The following is a 17,248-nucleotide window of genomic DNA, read 5'->3' as shown; positions in this document are numbered from 1 at the left end:
GGCAAGCACATGGTGCCTGCCCCACTTCAATCAAACCAGTTAGGTCAGATTAGAGATCGCCGTCCTGGGCGTTCGTCATGTCGGTCGAAACCTTGTTAAAGGTGTTGCCCAGCGAGTCACCCAGCGAACCCATAGCAGCGATAGCGGCGACAGCGACGAGAGCGGCGATCAGGCCGTATTCGATTGCCGTTGCGCCTTCGTTGTTGGCGAGCAGGTTGCGGAAAAGCTTCATGTCGGTCTCCTAGAGTGTAAGGTTTCTTCTTCCCGTCCCGCTCCAAACTTTGTCCCCGGAGCAGGCATTCGCATCATTACGTATCAAAGCCTAAGAAGGCGTAAACGCATGTCCATCACTCAATCAGGTGATTGTTGATGTAGATGTACTGGTTGAACAGTGCATCGCCGAACGTCTTCATGCCGAATGCAGCAGCGAGGCCGACCAAGGAGATCAGCAAGCCGTATTCGATGGCTGTCGCGCCGCTTTCATCGCGAAAAATTTGTTGAAGCAAGGTCTTCATTACTGTTCCTAGAAAGCGGCAACGTGGATGTTACGCCTTGTTCCCTAAGAAAGCGTTGATGGTTCCCATGAGTATGGAAAATCCTCCGACAGTGCAGATCGTGGTCGCAGTGGCTCTGATTGACGGGGCAGGGCAGGTGCTGATGCAACAGCGCCCCCAGAACAAGGCACACGGCGGGCTTTGGGAGTTTCCCGGCGGCAAAGTGGAAGCAGGCGAAAGCTGCGAAGCGGCACTTGTAAGGGAAACCGACGAAGAGCTTGGTATCAGCATGGATGTTGCTGATATTTTTCCAGTTTTCTTTGCAATGGAACCGTCCGCAGACAGGAAGCGACAAGTTCTTTTGCTGCTGTTCGGCACTTACGTATGGCGCGGAAAACCAAGAGCAATGGAAGCAGGCAGCGCCATTGCATGGGTTGCGCGTGATGGGCTGATGTCACTGCCAATGCCGCCGCTCGATATACCTCTGGCGAAGGCAGTGATTCCTTTGCTGGAAGGGGTTGCCAAAGCCGAAACACCCCCCTAAAGGCGCGTCTCCCAAGCACCCGTAGCTCAGCTGGATAGAGCATCAGACTACGAATCTGAGGGCCGGGCGTTCGAATCGCTCCGGGTGCACCATTCCCCCCAAGGGGATGGTAGGGAATGAATTGGTGGGCACCCGTAGCTCAGCTGGATAGAGCATCAGACTACGAATCTGAGGGCCGGGCGTTCGAATCGCTCCGGGTGCACCATTCATCAACTTTGTCGAACGAAGCCCGCGATAAGCGGGCTTTTTTCGTTATGCCTTGCGCCATCGCGTGCTGCGCACGCGAAGTGATAACCACATTGGCACATGAATATTGCATAGGTATCCACAAAGGGTTCGTATCTACCGAACGGCGTTGCGATTGCACCACTCTCGGGTATAGGCTTGTGCCGCATTCCGGACGTTACGGAACGTGAGGCTGCCAGAAAAGGAATCCCAGACTTGGCAAAGTCCGCCAGACCCAGTGCCGCCAATCCCGCTGCCGCCAAACCCGCGAGCCAAACTGCTGCCAAGCCAAGGGCTTCCCGCGCAGCAAAGCCTGCGGCAGAACCAGCAATTGCGTCCTCGGTCGCCGATGAAGCTGCCTTCGCGTTGCGGAGTCTTCAGCAAGCCCATGCGAACCACAAACGCTATGATGCCAGCGACGAGGAACTGCTGAAGTTCTACGAGCAGATGGTGCTGATTCGCCGCTTCGAGGAAAAAGCCGGGCAGCTTTACGGCCTCGGCCTGATCGGCGGCTTCTGCCACCTGTATATCGGGCAGGAAGCGGTTGCCGTCGGCTTGCAGTCAGCGCTTGATGAAGGGCATGACAGCGTCATCACCGGCTATCGCGATCACGGCCATATGCTCGCCTATGGCATCGATCCCAAAGTGATCATGGCTGAATTGACCGGCCGCGCTGCGGGCATTTCGCACGGCAAGGGCGGCTCGATGCATATGTTCAGCACCGAGCATAAATTCTACGGCGGCCACGGCATTGTCGGCGCGCAAGTGCCGCTGGGGGCAGGGCTTGCATTCGCGCACAAGTATCGCGGCGATGGCGGCGTATGCATGGCCTATTTCGGCGATGGTGCGTCGAATCAGGGCCAAGTCTATGAAACGTTCAACATGGCAGCGCTGTGGAAGTTGCCGATCATCTTTGTGGTCGAAAACAACGGCTATGCGATGGGCACCGCGGTAAAGCGCGGTTCGGCCGAAACGCACTTTTACCGCCGTGGCACCGCATTCCGCATTCCCGGCATGGACGTGAACGGCATGGACGTTCTCGAAGTGCGGCAGGCTGCGGAAGTGGCACTGGAATATGTCCGTGCTGGCAATGGTCCGGTGCTGATGGAGCTCAAGACCTACCGCTATCGCGGCCACTCCATGTCAGACCCTGCGAAGTATCGCAGCCGTGAAGAAGTGCAGGATATGCGCGACAATCACGATCCTATCGAAGGGGCCAAGGCTGAACTGCTGAAGCGCGGCGTGACCGAGGAAAAGATCAAGGAAATCGACAAGCGCATTCGCCAGACTGTCGCGGAATCGGCCGACTTTGCCGAAACCTCGCCCGAGCCGGAAATGGCCGAGCTTTATACCGACGTGCTGGTGGAGACCTATTGAAATGGCCATCGAACTGAAGATGCCCGCCCTCTCCCCGACGATGGAGGAGGGCACCCTTGCCAAGTGGTTGGTCAAGGCGGGTGACGAAGTAAAGTCCGGCGACATTCTTGCCGAGATCGAGACCGACAAAGCAACGATGGAATTCGAAGCCATCGATGAAGGCGTGATCGGTGAAATCCTCGTAGCCGAAGGGACCGAGGGCGTGAAGGTCGGCACCGTGATCGCCACTATCAATGGTGAAGATGACGGCAAGGCTGCTGCACCTGCAGCTGCTCCGGCGGTCGAACAGACAGTTGCCGAAAGCGCTGCACCCGATGTTCAGGACGCAAAAGCCAAGGCTGCTGCTGCCATCGCGCCAAAGGCAGACCTGAAGCTTGCTGTCGATCCCGAATTGCCCGCAGGCACTGCTATGGTTCCGACCACCGTGCGCGAAGCGCTGCGCGATGCGATGGCCGAGGAAATGCGTGCCGACAGCCGCGTTTTCGTGATGGGCGAAGAGGTTGCCGAGTATCAGGGCGCCTACAAGGTCACGCAGGGCCTGCTCGAAGAATTCGGGCCTGACCGCGTGATCGACACGCCGATCACCGAATATGGCTTTGCCGGCATCGGCACCGGCGCTGCAATGGGCGGGCTTCGTCCGATCATCGAGTTCATGACGTTCAACTTCGCCATGCAGGCGATTGACCACATCATCAACTCGGCGGCCAAGACCAACTATATGTCGGGCGGCCAGATGCGCTGCCCGATCGTGTTCCGCGGCCCTAACGGCGCTGCGAGCCGTGTTGGTGCGCAGCACTCGCAGAACTACGGTCCGTGGTACGCCAACGTGCCCGGCCTTGTCGTCATCGCTCCGTATGATGCCGCCGACGCCAAAGGCCTGTTGCGCGCAGCCATCCGCAGCGAAGACCCGGTCGTGTTCCTGGAAAACGAACTGGTCTATGGGCGCACGTTCGACGTTCCGAAGCTTGACGATTTTGTCCTGCCCATCGGCAAGGCGCGAATTGTGCGTGAGGGCAAGGACGTGACGATTGTGTCGTACTCAATCGGCGTCGGCTTTGCGCTGGAAGCAGCGGCAAAGCTTGCTGATGAAGGCATCGACGCCGAAGTGGTCGACCTGCGCACCTTGCGCCCGCTCGACACGGCGACCGTGCTGGCCTCGCTCGCCAAGACCAACCGGATGGTCGTGGCCGAGGAGGGCTTCCCGGTCTGCTCAATCGCGTCCGAAATTATCGCCGTCGCGATGGAGCAGGGCTTTGATTACCTCGACGCGCCGGTCCTGCGCGTGTGCAACGAAGATGTGCCGCTGCCCTATGCGGCCAATCTTGAAAAGGCAGCGCTGATCAATGCGGACAAGATCGCGGTCGCTGTCCGTCAGGTCTGCTATCGCTGATAGAAGAATTTCATTGAAGTATCGAGGCGGGGGTATCGGCAGTGTCGGTGCCCCCGTTTCGTTGCGCCCAGCAGATCAGGATATGCCGTCGTAAATGTTGCAGCGCGCCTCGGGATCGGGTGAAGCAGTATTGCGCTGGTAGATTTGGGTCAAATCGCGGTCATCGCGCACGTTAAAGGTAGCGGTGGTACGGATGACCGGATCGGGCACAAATTTTTCGCTGACAAGCGGCTGATAGACATATTCGATTTCGACGAAAATCACGGCGTCGTCCTTGGCAGCGCTTACCTCGTCGCCCGTCGGTCCCATTCCATCAAGCGATCCGTCAGTGCCCGTGCCTTCGCCACCATAAGCGGACTGGAAGTTGCGCTTGCCCTTGCAGCGCTGCCAATGAATATACTGGGTATCTTCGGTTGCAGGGACGACTTCAAGGCTGCTGACGACCACGCGACCGTGCTCGAAAATATCCAGACTCCCGGACTGGATATTCGCGCCGGCCATTATGTCATTGATGTCGCTCTCGTAAACCTTGAGGCTTTCGAGCATCGAAACATCCCCGATGCGCGAACCGTTGTCTGCAATCTGCATCGCCAATTGGCTGATGCGCATATGCGTGATCGCGAGATTGCCAAGCTCTGCTCCCCAAAGGCCGAGCATCAGCACAACCGGCAGCCCCAACGCCATTTCGACAGCGGCAACGCCTGATCGTGCATGCACCAACCTGTGGACGAGTTGGCGAACGCGGCTCACGTGCAGTTCCCCACTTTGGCGACGCTTTTCTGAAGGTCGTATGGCTGATTGCGCAGGACCGTGGTGGCTTTGTTCGTCACCGTTTCAGACAAACCGATTAGCGATGCCATCGGAAACTTGCGCGCGTAGCTCATCGATACGGTGTAGAGCACAGCGTCCCGAGCGCCGCCAAGGCCCGCAGCACCACGGTCCTGGTCCCAAGTGCCATTGCCGTTGGCGTCTTCATAGGCTTCGCCATCATCGCACACGCCGCTGTCGTTTGCGTCGGTAAAGTCCTCTGGGACGCCCACGTCCGAAAAGTTGGCGTAGGACTTTCGCGTGAAAGTCAACGAAGCATCCGGAACCACGTCGAGAACTTCGTCTTTAACTTTGCTGTCGATTGAGGCCAGATTGCTGCCCGCACCTTCAACGGTCGCCGCCCGCGCGGCCCGCTGCAGTGCGCCTTGCAGCATGGTGTTGGCGTAGACGGTATATCCCATGTCGAACAGGCCCATCAGCACCAGCGCAAGTGTCGGCGCGATCAGGGCAAACTCCACCACTGCCGCGCCATCGTCGGCGTCGCGCAGTGTCGTCAGGGCTTGGGCAATGGTCACAATGCCAACCTCAGATCGCCGATAGACTTGGCAATCTTCTTGAACGCCTCGTCCAGTTCGACGGCGTTGCTGGCCCGGAAATAATACCCTTCACCCGCGCAGTTGGTCATCACGGGGTTAAGTTCTGTCCCGAATGCAATGAACCACACTTTCATGTTCTTTTTCTTTGCCTGCTCACACACAAATGAGAACCGTTTCTCGATTGTTTGTGTCAGTGTAATCGGCGAAGCCGGGTTCCAGCGACGCTGCGCCAGTGGCTCCACGCCATACGATCCATAACTGATGTCCAGCGAAGACGTCTGCCCGTCAGTCAGGAATATCAGGTGCCGACTGGTGCGCTGCTTGGCTGAAACGTCTGCATTGTCGGCTGCGAAAAGTCCCGTTGGCGAAAGCAGTCGCGCGGCCCAGATCATGCCGATGTCATGATAGGTGCTGCCCGCCGCGACCAGTCCATCGACATAGGCATCGTAATCCGCCTGCGTCCATACCTGCAATTTGCGGGCCGCCGTAGGACAGGCCGCAAAACCGGCCACTCCCGGCGCAAGATATTCGTCATTGGTGCTGACCGTTGCGGTGACGAAGTTCCCTGCGCCATTCCACAATCTGGCACGTTCATAGATCATTGAGGGGTACATCGGACGCCATTGCGTGTCGGGATCACCCGCCGTCGGAACCAGATCGATGTCCAGATCCAACGCCCGATCAAGGTCGACACTGTCGAAATCGTCGATCTCGTAGGTTGAGCGTTCCTCGATGCAACCGTTGGATGCGGTCCGCCAGTCGGACGTGCCGCGCCTCACATCCTTGTAGAGCCACGATGTGCCGCTGCCCACAGAAGGCTCGGTAATGTAGCGATAAGTGTCTGCATAATTGGTATAGTTTGTGGTCGAAAGCGTGCAGGTGCTGCCGGAAAGGTTGACCGCATAGGTTTTTCCGTTCCGCGTCCGGATATAGGTTGAAATTGTTCGCGTGCCGTCAGGGTCGGTCACGGCTTCAGTCGTGGTGGATTTTAGCACCGTATCCGTAGTCGTCGTGTCACTGGGCTTGGCGCAAGTAAACCCGCTGCCACTTGGTGTTGCTGCAAAGGTCGAACTGGTCGTGTTGTAACTGCCTGACACAGGCGAGACCGCGCTAAAATAGCCATAGAGCGCACCAGCATTCTTGCCGCCGATCAGCGTGCGCGAAGGATAGTCCCACTCGGACACGACCCAATCGTCCTGCAACAATGCGCCCACATTGACGTTCGTAGAGTAGGGCACGAAGCCGAAACGGATGCGGCTTTCTGGCTGACGGGTGTTCTCCATCGTGGTGTAAAAGTCCTTCACCACCGCCTTGAGCACCGAGATTTTTGGGGTCACATCATCGGGATTGCTCTCGGCCATTGATCCCGTAACGTCGAGCGCCATGACGATATCGGTATTGGGAACAGTAAGTTCCGCCTTGCAGGAAACCGAGATTTCAATTTGGTCTTTGCCGAAGAAATGCATGATGTCGGTCGGCAATATCACCGAAGCGATCCCCGTGATTGAATTGCCATCCCCGATCTCCATGCTGAAATCGCGATCAATCGAATTGTAGATGCCGTCGGCAAAGTTGGCATTGAAGAAACGATTGCCTTTGCCGACAACCGTCACGCTATCATCGACTGCATCAAACTCGCTGATAGCCCCCAATTCCTTGCGAGCGCCCAACACGCCCGCATCGCAAGCCTGCTGCAAACGCGACTCGACAAGATAGGCCCGGCCCATGTCGATACTCGACCCTACCAGAGCGAGTAGCGGAACAATCGAAAAGCCAAGGATCATCAAGGCGTTGCCGCTGGAATCCTGACCGAGTTCACTGAACAGGCGCACCACTTTTCGCAACGCCGAGCGCGCGATCAAAGGTGGTTGAGATGAGGTCCATGTTGCTCGAAGCATGCCCCTTCATAGTCAATGATACTTAATTCAACGGAAAAGGCGTCTGGCAACTCTTTAACCTGTTGGCTGCGTCGTCAGCCCGCAGAGGACGTGCGAATATCGCTGATGATGTTTCCAAAACATCGCCCGATGCGTTAGGGGCACGCGGAGTTTTCGAGCGTTTGAGGCGATTTACTGATGCAGGAGCCGGTGCCAACCGAGGGCCTTGACCCCAAACACCGCATTGCGCTCGCCTATGCTCCAAAATCTGCGCGCGGAGCATGGCAGGCGCTGCTTCAGTTCGAACGCAAGCTCGCCGATGCCGCCCGGCCCGGTCGCGATCCCATCATGGTGCAATTGCGGCTAGCCTGGTGGCGCGATAGACTGACCGAGGCCCCCGAACGCTGGCCTGTCAGTGAACCTGTCCTTGCCCATCTGAAAACATGGCAGGGCACCCATCACCGCCTCTCGGGGATCGTCGATGGCTGGGAAGCCAGCATCGTCGGTGAGGACGATGGCCGCGCGTTGGCGGAGGGCCGGATAACGGCGTACACCGCTCTGGCCGATCTCCTCGGTGTGACGTCGCAGGATGCTGTGCGCGCGGCTGTGCAACATATTGATGATCCCCGGAGCGCTGGGCCGCTGCCATCGCCAATGCCGCGGATGATGCGTCCGCTTGCCGTATTGCGCGCCTTTGCTGTGCGTGAGGCGAAAGGCGGAAATACAACGCCATTCACCGATCTTGCACGGATCATGCGCGCCGGTCTGCTCGGGCGATAGCCGACGAAGTCCTGCCAAAGCGGTATCATCTGCCGCTGCCGGCTTGATCCAGTCCGGACTAGCCTTGCCTCCGGAATGGAGAGCACTCGATCATGATTCGCGGATTGCTGGGCGGCTTGGCCGCGCTGATGCTCGTTGCTGCAGGGGTTTTCTGGTGGCAGGGACGGGCGGAAACGGCGTTTGGCGGCGAAGCACCTGCGCTTCCCGTTGCCGAAGCGTCGGACGCTGAGCCGGAGGATTTGCCCAGCGCCGACGTGGATGGCATGATGGGCGCGGCACCGCCAGAGGCTACCGGCGTAGGCCGCGAAACCCGCCGCTTCAATCTGGTCGACAAAGACCGCGACAACCGGATCAGCCGTACTGAAATGCTCAGCGGCCGCGCGCGCGATTTTCGCAAACTCGACAAGGACGGCAACAACCTGCTGACGTTTGACGAATGGGCGCACACCACAATCGACAAGTTCAAGGGCGCTGACGGCAACGCCGATCTGTTCCTCACGCGCGAGGAGTTCGTCACCACTCGCCCTAAAGAGCGGCCAAAGCCAAAGCAGAAGTGCGTTTGCAAATAGGCAGCGCTGCTCGATCAGCTCAACCGAGCGTCGCCACCCACGCCGCCATGTCAGCCTTGGCCCGCTCGGTATAGGCTTCCTTGCGCGCCTTCTTCTTCACTTCGTGCAGGGGCGGAAACAGTCCGAAGTTGACGTTCATCGGCTGATAGGTCTCGGCTTCAGCGTCGCCTGTGATATGCGAAAGTAGCGCGCCAAGAGCCGTTGTGCGGGGTGGTGGCGTCCAATCCCGGCCCGCTATTTGCGCCGCGGCCAGCAATCCTGCCAACATCCCGATTGAACCGCTCTCGACATACCCCTCACACCCGGTGATCTGCCCGGCAAAGCGGATGTGCGGCGCGGATTTCAGCCGGAGTTGCCGATCCAGCAACGTGGGTGAATTAAGGAAGGTGTTGCGGTGCAGCCCGCCAAGCCGTGCGAACTCAGCGTTTTCCAGCCCCGGAATCGTGCGGAACACGCGCACCTGCTCAGCATGTTTCAGTTTGGTCTGGAAGCCGACCATGTTCCAAAGCGTGCCCAGCTTGTTGTCCTGCCGAAGCTGAACAACGGCATAGGGCCATCGCCCGTTGGGATGCTCGGGCGTTGCCCAGTGCGGGTTGTCGAGACCGACCGGCTTCATCGGGCCGAAGCGCAGCGTCTCCACCCCGCGTGACGCCATGACTTCAACCGGCATACAGCCGTCGAAATAGGGGGTGTTCGCTTCCCATTCCTTGAATTCGGTCTTCTCGCCTGCCAGCAATTCCTCGTGAAAAGCGAAGTATTGGTCCTTGGTCATCGGGCAATTGATGTAATCGCGCCCGTCGCCGCCCATCGCCAACGAGGCTTCGGCCCCCTTGTCCCACCGCGATGCCATCCACGCCACGTCCATGTCGATGCTCTCACGATAGACGATTGGCGCAATCGCATCGAAGAACGCAAGGCTGTCGGCCCCTGTCGCAGAGCCAATGCTCCCGGCGAGGGCGGGGGCCGTTAACGGTCCTGTGGCAACGATGGTCAGGCCGTCGGATGGCAACACGTCCACCCGTTCACGCACCAGATCCAGCGTGGGCTGCGCGCGCAACGCTGCTTCCACTTCCGCCGAGAAGACATCGCGGTCAACCGCCAATGCCGACCCTGCCGGGACACGCGCTTTGTCCGCCGCCGCCATCAGCAGGCTGCCACACTCGCGCATTTCCTGATGCAGCAGGCCAACCGCGTTCTTTTCGTGATCGTCTGAACGGAACGAGTTGGAACAGACCAGTTCGGCCAGTCCATCGCCGTTGTGCGCAGCGGTTGTATCGCCGCTGCCGCGCATTTCGGAAAGGCGCACCCGAATTCCGCGCCGGGCCAATTGCCAAGCCGCTTCGCTTCCGGCCATGCCGCCGCCGATGATGTGAACCTGATGTGTCATGGCTTGCGCCTTGGCATTGTGACGGCGCTGCGGCAATACCGTCCGATTAGCAGGGAAGGCCAGTTGGCAGGGAAGGGCAAGCATTGCCGAAACGCGCACTTATTGAAAAGCGGCCTTGGCTTGTTGCCAGCCTTGTTGCGGGCGTCAGCTATTGGCTGGCCGCAAAAGGGCATGTTCCCGGCATCTGGCTGATCGCGTGGAAGGGCGCTGGCGTCGCGTTTCTTGCCGCATACGCTTGGGCGCACCATCCATCCCGCAACGCGCACCTGATCGCACTCGTCATGGCGCTGGGTGCGGTGGGCGATATGGTGTTGGAGGTAAACTTCACCAGCGGCGCAATGGCATTTCTGCTCGGCCATCTCGCCGCGATCTCACTCTATGCGAAATTCCGCCGCGAACGGCCTGCGAGCAGCCAGAAAGCCGCCGCCATTGCAACGCTGCTTGGCGTTCCGCTGATTTCGTACCAACTGACCGGCAGGATCGATGTTGCGCTTTACGCGCTTAGCCTCTCAGGCATGGCCGCTGCTGCATGGTTGAGCAGTTTTCCGCGCTATCGGGTTGGCCTTGGGGCGATGATGTTCGCTGCGTCGGACTTGCTGATCTTCGCCCGCATGGGACCACTGGCCGGCAGCGCCGTTCCCGGCCTGTTGATCTGGCCGCTCTACTACTTCGGCCAGTTCCTGATCTGCACCGGCGTGATCGCCACGTTGCGGGCGAAGGGGGAATTCAGCCCGCAACCGGGAGCTTGACCCGTCCGTCCTCGTCTCGCTCCAGCGGGCCGTAAGCTACCGCCGCGTTCAGCGGCAGGTCCGCGTAGATATGGGGAAACAGCTGCCCGCCGCGCGAAGGCTCCCACTTAACGGTATCGCCCAACACCGCGAGGTCAACCGCGACGACGTGCAAGTCGGTCTGCCCGGCAAAGTGCTTGTCCACCGTCTCGGTCAACTGCGCTTCGGTCGAAAGGTGGATGTAGCCATCTGCCAAGTCGACCGGCGCGCCATTGAACATCCCATCTGCTTCAAGCGCTGCCATTTCAGGGGCGGTCAGCACTTTGTAGGCGAGCAACGGACGGCCGCTCATTCAGCCGAATCCCCGGCGTCAGAGACGTCGGCAACGGGTGCATCGCCAGCCATTTCCTCAACGACTTCTTCGCCAGCGACGCCCTCAGCCAGACGAACCGCGCTTACCACATGCTCGCCGCCCGAAACGTTAAACAGGCGGACACCGGCACTGCCGCGCCCGATCACGCGCAGCGTGGTAAGCGGCAGGCGAATCAGCTTTGCCTGATCGGTCACCAGCATGAGCTGGTCGCCCTGCGTGGCGGGGAAGCTAGCCACCACCGGACCATTGCGCCCGATGTTGTCGATATTGGTGATGCCCTGACCGCCACGGCCCGTGCGGCGATATTCGTATGCCGACGACAGCTTGCCATAACCGTTCGCGCAGACCGTGAGGATGAACTGCTCGCGCTCGGCCATGAAGGCGTAGCGCGCCTGGTCGGCCATCTCGCCTTCCTTCTCGCCCTTCCACGGGGCATAGCGGAGATACTCCTCGCGCTCTTCCGGATTGGCACCAACGCGGTGCAGGATCGACAGCGAGATCACCTCGTCATCGCCCTTCAGCGTCATGCCGCGCACACCGGTGGAGGTGCGGCTCGTGAACTCGCGCACTTCGTCACCGGCAAAGCGGATCGCCTTGCCTGCGCGGGTTGCCAGCAGCACATCGTCGCTCGCTTCCAGCAGCGCCACACCGATCAGTCGATCATCGCTCGGCGTGCCTTCATCATCCGCATCGAACTTCATAGCGAACTTGCCGTTCGACGGGATGTTGGCGAAGGCGTCCATAGAGTTGCGGCGCACGTTGCCCTTGGCAGTGGCGAAGACAACCGATAGCTTGCCCCATTCCGCCTCGTCCTCAGGCAGCGGCAGCACGGTGGCGATGGTTTCGTCCTTGTCGAGCGCCGGGAGCAAGTTGACCACTGGGCGTCCGCGCGTGGTCGGCCCACCTTCCGGCAGGCGCCAAACTTTCAGGCGATAGACCTTACCCGCGGTCGAGAAGAACAGCACCGGCGTATGGGTGCTGGTGACGAACATCGTCCCTACGGCATCCTCATCCTTCGTCGCCATGCCGCTGCGACCCTTGCCGCCGCGGTTCTGTGCGCGGAAAGTGGAGAGCGGCGTGCGTTTGATATAGCCGTCGAGCGTGATCGTGACGACCATGTCCTCGCGCTCGATCAGATCTTCGTCTTCAATGCCATCGGCAGGCGCGGTAATCTCGGACTTGCGCGGTGTTGCAAAAGCCTGCCGCACGGCAAGCAGTTCGTCCCGCATCACGGCGAACAGCTTTACACGATCAGCGAGGATCGAAAGCAGCTCGGAAATCGTCCGGGCAAGACCTTCCAACTCATCGCCAATTTCATCGCGGCCCAGCGCCGTCAGGCGATGCAGGCGCAGATCAAGGATCGCGCGGACCTGTGTTTCGGACAGGCGATAGGTTGCGGAGTCCGCCGAACCGATGTCTTCGATCGCTTCGACCAGCTTGATGTACGGCGCAATGTCGCCCATCGGCCATTCGCGCGTAATCAGTGCCTCGCGTGCGATCGCCGGGTTCGAAGACCCACGGATGATCCGCACCACCTCATCAAGGTTGGTCACCGCAATGACCAGACCAAGCAGGATATGCGCCCGGTCACGCGCCTTGTTCAGTTCAAACTTGGTACGCCGCGTGATGACTTCTTCGCGGAAGCGTACAAACGCCTCGATGATGTCCTTGAGGTTGAGCACCTCGGGCCGGCCGCCACGGATCGCCAGCATGTTTGCCGGAAAGCTCGATTGCGCCGGCGTGTTGCGCCACAGCTGATTGAGCACCACCTCGGGCGTGGCATCGCGCTTGAGGTCGATGACCACGCGCACGCCTTCACGGTTCGATTCATCGCGGATGTCCGAGATGCCCTCGATCCGCTTGTCCTTGGCCGCTTCGGCAATCTTTTCGACCAGACCCGATTTGCCGACCTGATAGGGGATGCTTGTCAGCACGATCGAGCGGCGGTCACCCCGGCTCTCTTCGATCGTGTGCCGCGCGCGCATGATGATCGAGCCGCGACCTTCATGATAGGCCTTGCGTGCGCCCGCCGTGCCGAGGATCAGCGGCGCAGTGGGGAAATCGGGCGCTGGGATAATCTGGATCAGCTCGTCAATCGTGATGAGCGGGTTGTCCATGTAGGCCAGACAGCCGTCGATCACTTCGCCCAGATTGTGCGGCGGAATGTTTGTCGCCATGCCGACGGCAATGCCGCCTGCGCCGTTGACCAGCAGGTTGGGGAAGCGGGCGGGCAGAACCTGCGGTTCATGCTCCGACCCGTCATAGTTCGGCGTGAAATCGACCGTGTCTTTTTCAATGTCGGCCAGCAGCGAATCCGCAACTTTGGCCAGACGCGCTTCGGTATAGCGCATCGACGCCGGCGGATCGGGGTCCATCGACCCGAAGTTGCCCTGCCCATCCAGGAGCGGCAGCCGCATCGACCAGTCCTGCGTCATGCGCGCCAGCGCGTCATAGATCGCGCTGTCGCCATGCGGGTGATACTTGCCCATGCAATCGCCGACGATACGCGCCGATTTGCGATAGGCCTTGGTCGAAACGAACCCGTTTTCGTGGCTGGTCCACAGGATGCGACGATGGACTGGCTTCAAACCGTCACGCACATCAGGCAGTGCACGGCTCACGATCACGCTCATCGCGTAATCGAGGTAGCTGGTCTTCATCTCGTCGACGATGTCGATCCGCTGGAACTCGCCTTCCGGGGCGGGGGCAGGGGGGTCGATGATCGTGGTGTCGTCGCTCACTGGAACAGCTTTTCGTTATAATGACAAAGGGCGGACAAAGTCCCTAGCCCCATTGCCCCGCGATAGCCAGCAATGCAGCCGCGATAGGCTCCAATCCCGCCCGGTTTTCCACATTTGCGAGCGCGTGCGACAAGTTGCCTGAATATTCGGACGAGGTGCCATTCAATCACCGTTCACGGCAACAAGGATAGGGCACAAACCGTTGCCAAAGGGCTATTTCCGCGCCACTAGCGGTTACGACCACAGGTGAGAGGACCGTGGGTGCGCAAGGTCGGGGCGAGGTTGCCCCGTCGAACGCATCCGGTCGAACAGGAGACGATTTCTATGCGTGCTACTTTCAAGCGTGTGACTGGCGGCATGATCGGCAAGACGGCACTGGCCCTTGCCCTGACCACCGGCGCGCTGACGGTCGGTGCCACCGCCGCGTCCGCCAAGGAAAAAGAACCGAAGGTCGAAAAGGCTGCCTACTCGAAGGAATTCGTGGCGGCCGCAGGCCCCATGCAAAAGACCATGACTGCGCTTGATGAAGCAAAGAAGAAGGGTGCCGATGCTGCCGCGCAGGCCGCTGTGCTTGCCAATGCGCCTGCCGAACTCGCAGCCGCTGAAGCTGCCGCGAAAAGCCCGCTTGATCGCATGGCAGTAGGCGGTTGGGCCGTGACCGTTGGCGGCGTGCTCAACGATCTCCCCATGCGCCAGCGCGGCATGCAGAACATGCTTGATAGCGGACAGGTGCCTGCCGCCAGCGTTCCCGACTATCAGTTCTACCTCGGCAACTTCGCCTATTCTAACAAGGACTACCCCACCGCAGTCAAGGCACTGACGGCGGTTGTCGCATCCAACTACAAGGATGACACCGCCGCTGAACTGCTGGCCGATTCCTATTCGCAGCAGGGCCAGAACGCCGAAGCGCTTACTGCTCTGAAAACCGCTCTTGACGTCCGCAAGGCCGCTGGAGGTGTCGCGCCTGAAGGTTGGTTCAAGCGCGCCAACCTGATTGCTTACAAGAACCGCCTTGGCCCGCAAGCGATCGAATGGTCGACCATGATGGTCGAGAATGATCCGACCCCCCTCAACTGGCTCGGCGCAGGCCAGCTCGTCCGTGAGTTCGGTACATTCACCAACCAGGAATCGCTCGACCTTGGTCGCCTGCTGCTGCGCTCGGGCGCGTTCCAGAATGACCCGAAGTATGTCGAGCGTGAATACGTCGAATACATCGAGGCAGCCGATCCGCGCCGTCTTCCCGGCGAAGTACTGAAGGTCACCGAGATGGCCGTAAAGTCTGGCGTGCTCAAGGCGAACGATGCGTTTGTAGCCGATGCCCTTTCGCAGTCGAAGAGCCGCATCGCGCCCGACAAGGCCTCGCTTCCTGCGCTGGATCGCGATGCCCGCGCTGGCAAGGACGGCAAGAGCGCGCTGGCGATGGCAGACGCCTATCTCTCGTATGACGAACCGGCCAAGGCCGAGGAAATGTACAAGATGGCGATTGAAAAGGGCGCGATTGACAAGGACCGCGCGCTGACCCGCCTTGGCATTGCCCAGCTTGATCAGGACAAGTTCGAAGAGGCCAAGGCCAGCTTCGCGCAAGTTACCGGTGCGCGCACCAACCTTGCCCGCCTGTGGTCGACTTTCGCCACAACGCAGGCACGCCCCTGATCGGCTAAGACCGCTCTGAAGAACAAGAAGGGCGGTCCCGCTGGGGCCGCCCTTTTTGCATCGTTCGATAGGGATAGAACGTCGTCACACTACAGGCGCGAACTCTCCGCTTTGGTCATCGAGCACGTGCAAGATGCCATCGGTAATAGCGAAAAAGGTTCCTCTCAGGCGTAGTTCGCCTTCGGCTTCCTTGCGCTTTACGAAAGGAAAAGTGCGCAAATTGGCTATGCTCTGTCGTACGCCTGCCAATTCCATTGCCTGCTCTGCCACGCGCCCCTCGATGCCGTGTTTGGCCACGACTTCCTCACGCACATCATCAAGCAATGAAATCCAGTCGGTGACAAAACCACCATCGCCCGGTGCAGTGCCTTTCATGCTGTGCGTCAACGCCGCCTTGCAGCCGCCGCACATGCCGTGGCCCATGACCATGACTTCTTTCACCTTCAGCACCTGAACGGCAAATTCGAGTGCGGCAGAAACGCCGTGGTGGCCGGGCGTCGTCTCGAACGGTGGCACCATCGCGGCCACATTGCGAACCACAAAGATCTCGCCCGGATCAACGTCGAATATCTGTGCGGGATCAACCCGGCTGTCGGAACAGGCAATCACCATGACCTGAGGCTCTTGCCCTTCGCGCAATTCGCGCCAGCGCTCCAGCCTGCGGTTCCAGCCAGTTTCACGGAAGCGGCGGTATCCCGCCAGCAAGTGGGTGAGTTCAGGAGTTGTTTGGGCCATGTCCAAGCTAATGGGCGTAACGATAGGGTCTTTCAAGAGCCGCCGTTACCGCCTATCTGAACGCAATGAACGACCCGGCCCAGAATCTTCGCCCAGAACGTCAGCGCAAGCCTGATTGGATTCGCGTAAAAGCGCCCACCAGCAAAGGCTACGGCGAAACGCGGGCACTGATGCGCGAACTGGGCCTGAATACCGTTTGTGAAGAAGCGGCGTGCCCCAACATCGGCGAATGCTGGACCAAAAAGCACGCCACCGTGATGATTCTCGGCGATGTATGCACGCGCGCGTGTGCGTTCTGCAATGTGAAGACCGGCATGCCCCGGGCGGTCGATCCGCTGGAGCCGATCAACGTGGCCACCGCCGCATCCAAGATGGGGCTTGAACACATTGTGATCACCTCGGTCGACCGTGATGATCTCCCCGATGGCGGCGCAGGCCATTTCGTCAAGGTCATCAAAGCCCTGCGCGAACTTACGCCGAACACCACAATCGAAATCCTGACGCCCGATTTCCGCAACAAGATGGAATCTGCGGTCGAAGCCATCGTCGATGCCGGGCCGGACGTCTATAACCACAACCTTGAAACCGTTCCGCGCCTCTACCCCACAATCCGTCCCGGCGCACGCTACTATGCGTCGCTGCGGCTGTTGGAACAGGTAAAGCGCCATAACCCGCGCATCTTCACCAAATCAGGCGTCATGCTCGGCCTTGGTGAGGAGCGCCTCGAAGTCCATCAGGTGATGGACGACATGCGCTCTGCCCAGATCGATTTTCTGACGATGGGCCAGTATCTGCAACCCACGCCCAAGCACGCCAAGGTGATTGAGTTCGTGACGCCCAAGGCGTTCGAGGCATACGGCGCAATTGCCCGTGCCAAGGGCTTCCTGCAGGTTGCCGCGACGCCGCTTACCCGTTCGAGCTACCACGCGGGCGATGATTTCCGTGCCATGCGCGCCACTCGCGAAGCGCAACTGGCCAAGGTTGCCCAAAAGGCAGCAGCGCAGAGCTGAT

At 59.8% G+C, this 17,248-nt stretch carries 17 protein-coding genes and 2 tRNA genes; 10 read left to right on the top strand and 9 right to left on the bottom strand.

All coding sequences use genetic code 11. The annotated features are described in order from the left end of the window. Positions 1–49: 49 nt before the first annotated feature. Together Q8R81_RS13395 and Q8R81_RS13390 are read right to left on the bottom strand one after the other, a co-directional pair. Entirely contained in the window at positions 50–232 is a 183-nt protein-coding gene (locus Q8R81_RS13395) for a Flp family type IVb pilin (protein WP_305618605.1), read from the bottom strand. 115 nt (positions 233–347) lie between these two features. Next, a complete protein-coding gene (locus tag Q8R81_RS13390) occupies positions 348–515 on the bottom strand; it encodes a Flp family type IVb pilin (protein WP_305618603.1) in 168 nt (55 codons plus the stop codon). A gap of 67 nt (positions 516–582) precedes the next feature. On the opposite strand from Q8R81_RS13390, the gene Q8R81_RS13385 reads away from it, so the two are divergent. The 5 genes from Q8R81_RS13385 to Q8R81_RS13365 all read left to right on the top strand — a co-directional run bounded on the left by Q8R81_RS13385 (position 583) and on the right by Q8R81_RS13365 (position 4,030). Then, on the top strand, positions 583–1,038 hold the full coding sequence (locus Q8R81_RS13385; protein ID WP_305618602.1) for a (deoxy)nucleoside triphosphate pyrophosphohydrolase: 456 nt from the start codon (positions 583–585) through the stop codon (positions 1,036–1,038). Between the two features lie 15 nt (positions 1,039–1,053). Beyond that, positions 1,054–1,130: transfer RNA gene (locus Q8R81_RS13380), tRNA-Arg, on the top strand. 36 nt (positions 1,131–1,166) lie between these two features. Continuing rightward, positions 1,167–1,243 (top strand) — tRNA-Arg (locus tag Q8R81_RS13375). Between the two features lie 236 nt (positions 1,244–1,479). Next, the gene (gene pdhA, locus Q8R81_RS13370) at positions 1,480–2,640 is read left to right on the top strand and encodes a pyruvate dehydrogenase (acetyl-transferring) E1 component subunit alpha (protein WP_371135367.1); all 1,161 of its coding nucleotides are present in this window, start codon (positions 1,480–1,482) and stop codon (positions 2,638–2,640) included. A 1-nt stretch (position 2,641) separates the two neighbouring features. Continuing rightward, positions 2,642–4,030 carry a pyruvate dehydrogenase complex E1 component subunit beta gene (locus Q8R81_RS13365; protein ID WP_305618601.1) on the top strand — a complete coding sequence of 463 codons (1,389 nt, stop codon included), beginning with the start codon at positions 2,642–2,644 and terminating at the stop codon, positions 4,028–4,030. Positions 4,031–4,105: 75 nt separating this feature from the next. Here the strand turns inward: Q8R81_RS13365 and Q8R81_RS13360 are convergent, their stop codons facing one another. From Q8R81_RS13360 to Q8R81_RS13350, 3 genes are read right to left on the bottom strand one after another with little or no spacing between them, the layout of a single operon-like run. Beyond that, entirely contained in the window at positions 4,106–4,747 is a 642-nt protein-coding gene (locus Q8R81_RS13360; protein WP_371135385.1) for a TadE/TadG family type IV pilus assembly protein, read from the bottom strand. Positions 4,748–4,776: 29 nt separating this feature from the next. Next, positions 4,777–5,373 carry a TadE/TadG family type IV pilus assembly protein gene (locus tag Q8R81_RS13355; protein ID WP_305618598.1) on the bottom strand — a complete coding sequence of 199 codons (597 nt, stop codon included), beginning with the start codon at positions 5,371–5,373 and terminating at the stop codon, positions 4,777–4,779. Further along, the gene (locus tag Q8R81_RS13350; RefSeq protein WP_305618596.1) at positions 5,370–7,226 is read right to left on the bottom strand and encodes a TadE/TadG family type IV pilus assembly protein; all 1,857 of its coding nucleotides are present in this window, start codon (positions 7,224–7,226) and stop codon (positions 5,370–5,372) included. Before Q8R81_RS13350 ends, Q8R81_RS13355 begins: the two co-directional genes overlap by 4 nt. A gap of 243 nt (positions 7,227–7,469) precedes the next feature. On the opposite strand from Q8R81_RS13350, the gene Q8R81_RS13345 reads away from it, so the two are divergent. Both Q8R81_RS13345 and Q8R81_RS13340 read left to right on the top strand, forming a co-directional pair. Beyond that, complete coding sequence (locus tag Q8R81_RS13345) at positions 7,470–8,051, top strand: hypothetical protein (protein WP_305618594.1); 582 nt, start codon at positions 7,470–7,472, stop codon at positions 8,049–8,051. A 92-nt stretch (positions 8,052–8,143) separates the two neighbouring features. Then, positions 8,144–8,620, top strand: coding sequence for an EF-hand domain-containing protein (locus Q8R81_RS13340; protein WP_305618592.1), 477 nt, complete (start codon positions 8,144–8,146; stop codon positions 8,618–8,620). A 19-nt stretch (positions 8,621–8,639) separates the two neighbouring features. On the opposite strand, the gene trmFO is transcribed toward Q8R81_RS13340, so the two are convergent. Then, complete coding sequence (gene trmFO / locus Q8R81_RS13335) at positions 8,640–10,007, bottom strand: methylenetetrahydrofolate--tRNA-(uracil(54)-C(5))-methyltransferase (FADH(2)-oxidizing) TrmFO (RefSeq protein ID WP_305618590.1); 1,368 nt, start codon at positions 10,005–10,007, stop codon at positions 8,640–8,642. A gap of 83 nt (positions 10,008–10,090) precedes the next feature. On the opposite strand from trmFO, the gene Q8R81_RS13330 reads away from it, so the two are divergent. After that, the gene (locus tag Q8R81_RS13330) at positions 10,091–10,756 is read left to right on the top strand and encodes a lysoplasmalogenase (protein ID WP_305618588.1); all 666 of its coding nucleotides are present in this window, start codon (positions 10,091–10,093) and stop codon (positions 10,754–10,756) included. Here the strand turns inward: Q8R81_RS13330 and Q8R81_RS13325 are convergent. Together Q8R81_RS13325 and gyrA are read right to left on the bottom strand one after the other, a co-directional pair. Next, positions 10,734–11,087 carry a DUF952 domain-containing protein gene (locus Q8R81_RS13325; RefSeq protein WP_305618586.1) on the bottom strand — a complete coding sequence of 118 codons (354 nt, stop codon included), beginning with the start codon at positions 11,085–11,087 and terminating at the stop codon, positions 10,734–10,736. The two genes, Q8R81_RS13330 and Q8R81_RS13325, sit on opposite strands and share 23 nt — an antisense overlap. After that, on the bottom strand, positions 11,084–13,849 hold the full coding sequence (gene gyrA, locus Q8R81_RS13320; RefSeq protein WP_305618584.1) for a DNA gyrase subunit A: 2,766 nt from the start codon (positions 13,847–13,849) through the stop codon (positions 11,084–11,086). The genes Q8R81_RS13325 and gyrA overlap by 4 nt, the downstream gene beginning before the upstream one ends. Before the next feature lie 324 nt (positions 13,850–14,173). On the opposite strand from gyrA, the gene Q8R81_RS13315 reads away from it, so the two are divergent. Continuing rightward, positions 14,174–15,502 (top strand): hypothetical protein, encoded by a 1,329-nt coding sequence (locus Q8R81_RS13315; RefSeq protein WP_305618582.1) that lies wholly within the window; start codon positions 14,174–14,176, stop codon positions 15,500–15,502. 84 nt (positions 15,503–15,586) lie between these two features. Here Q8R81_RS13315 and Q8R81_RS13310 read toward each other — a convergent pair whose 3' ends face one another. After that, a complete protein-coding gene (locus Q8R81_RS13310; RefSeq protein ID WP_305618580.1) occupies positions 15,587–16,237 on the bottom strand; it encodes a carbonic anhydrase in 651 nt (216 codons plus the stop codon). A 65-nt stretch (positions 16,238–16,302) separates the two neighbouring features. Between Q8R81_RS13310 and lipA the strand changes: the two genes are divergently transcribed. Beyond that, positions 16,303–17,247 carry a lipoyl synthase gene (gene lipA, locus Q8R81_RS13305; protein WP_305618578.1) on the top strand — a complete coding sequence of 315 codons (945 nt, stop codon included), beginning with the start codon at positions 16,303–16,305 and terminating at the stop codon, positions 17,245–17,247. Position 17,248: the final 1 nt, after the last annotated feature.

The sequence above is a fragment of the Novosphingobium sp. genome, assembly GCF_030696665.1.
Taxonomy (GTDB): Bacteria; Pseudomonadota; Alphaproteobacteria; order Sphingomonadales; family Sphingomonadaceae; genus Novosphingobium.
Note: the sequence above shows the minus strand (reverse complement) of the source record. Positions and strands in the feature narration are given on the sequence as shown.

Excerpts from the sequence above, each read along its gene's own strand:
- Q8R81_RS13315 (WP_305618582.1), top strand. The coding sequence starts at position 14,174 with ATGCGTGCTACTTTCAAGCGTGTGACTGGCGGCATGATCGGCAAGACG.
- Q8R81_RS13365 (WP_305618601.1), top strand. The coding sequence starts at position 2,642 with ATGGCCATCGAACTGAAGATGCCCGCCCTCTCCCCGACGATGGAGGAG.
- Q8R81_RS13310 (WP_305618580.1), bottom strand. The coding sequence starts at position 16,237 with ATGGCCCAAACAACTCCTGAACTCACCCACTTGCTGGCGGGATACCGC.
- Q8R81_RS13340 (WP_305618592.1), top strand. The coding sequence starts at position 8,144 with ATGATTCGCGGATTGCTGGGCGGCTTGGCCGCGCTGATGCTCGTTGCT.
- Q8R81_RS13395 (WP_305618605.1), bottom strand. The coding sequence starts at position 232 with ATGAAGCTTTTCCGCAACCTGCTCGCCAACAACGAAGGCGCAACGGCA.
- lipA (WP_305618578.1), top strand. The coding sequence starts at position 16,303 with ATGAACGACCCGGCCCAGAATCTTCGCCCAGAACGTCAGCGCAAGCCT.
- Q8R81_RS13385 (WP_305618602.1), top strand. The coding sequence starts at position 583 with ATGAGTATGGAAAATCCTCCGACAGTGCAGATCGTGGTCGCAGTGGCT.
- Q8R81_RS13345 (WP_305618594.1), top strand. The coding sequence starts at position 7,470 with ATGCAGGAGCCGGTGCCAACCGAGGGCCTTGACCCCAAACACCGCATT.
- trmFO (WP_305618590.1), bottom strand. The coding sequence starts at position 10,007 with ATGACACATCAGGTTCACATCATCGGCGGCGGCATGGCCGGAAGCGAA.
- Q8R81_RS13325 (WP_305618586.1), bottom strand. The coding sequence starts at position 11,087 with ATGAGCGGCCGTCCGTTGCTCGCCTACAAAGTGCTGACCGCCCCTGAA.
- Q8R81_RS13390 (WP_305618603.1), bottom strand. The coding sequence starts at position 515 with ATGAAGACCTTGCTTCAACAAATTTTTCGCGATGAAAGCGGCGCGACA.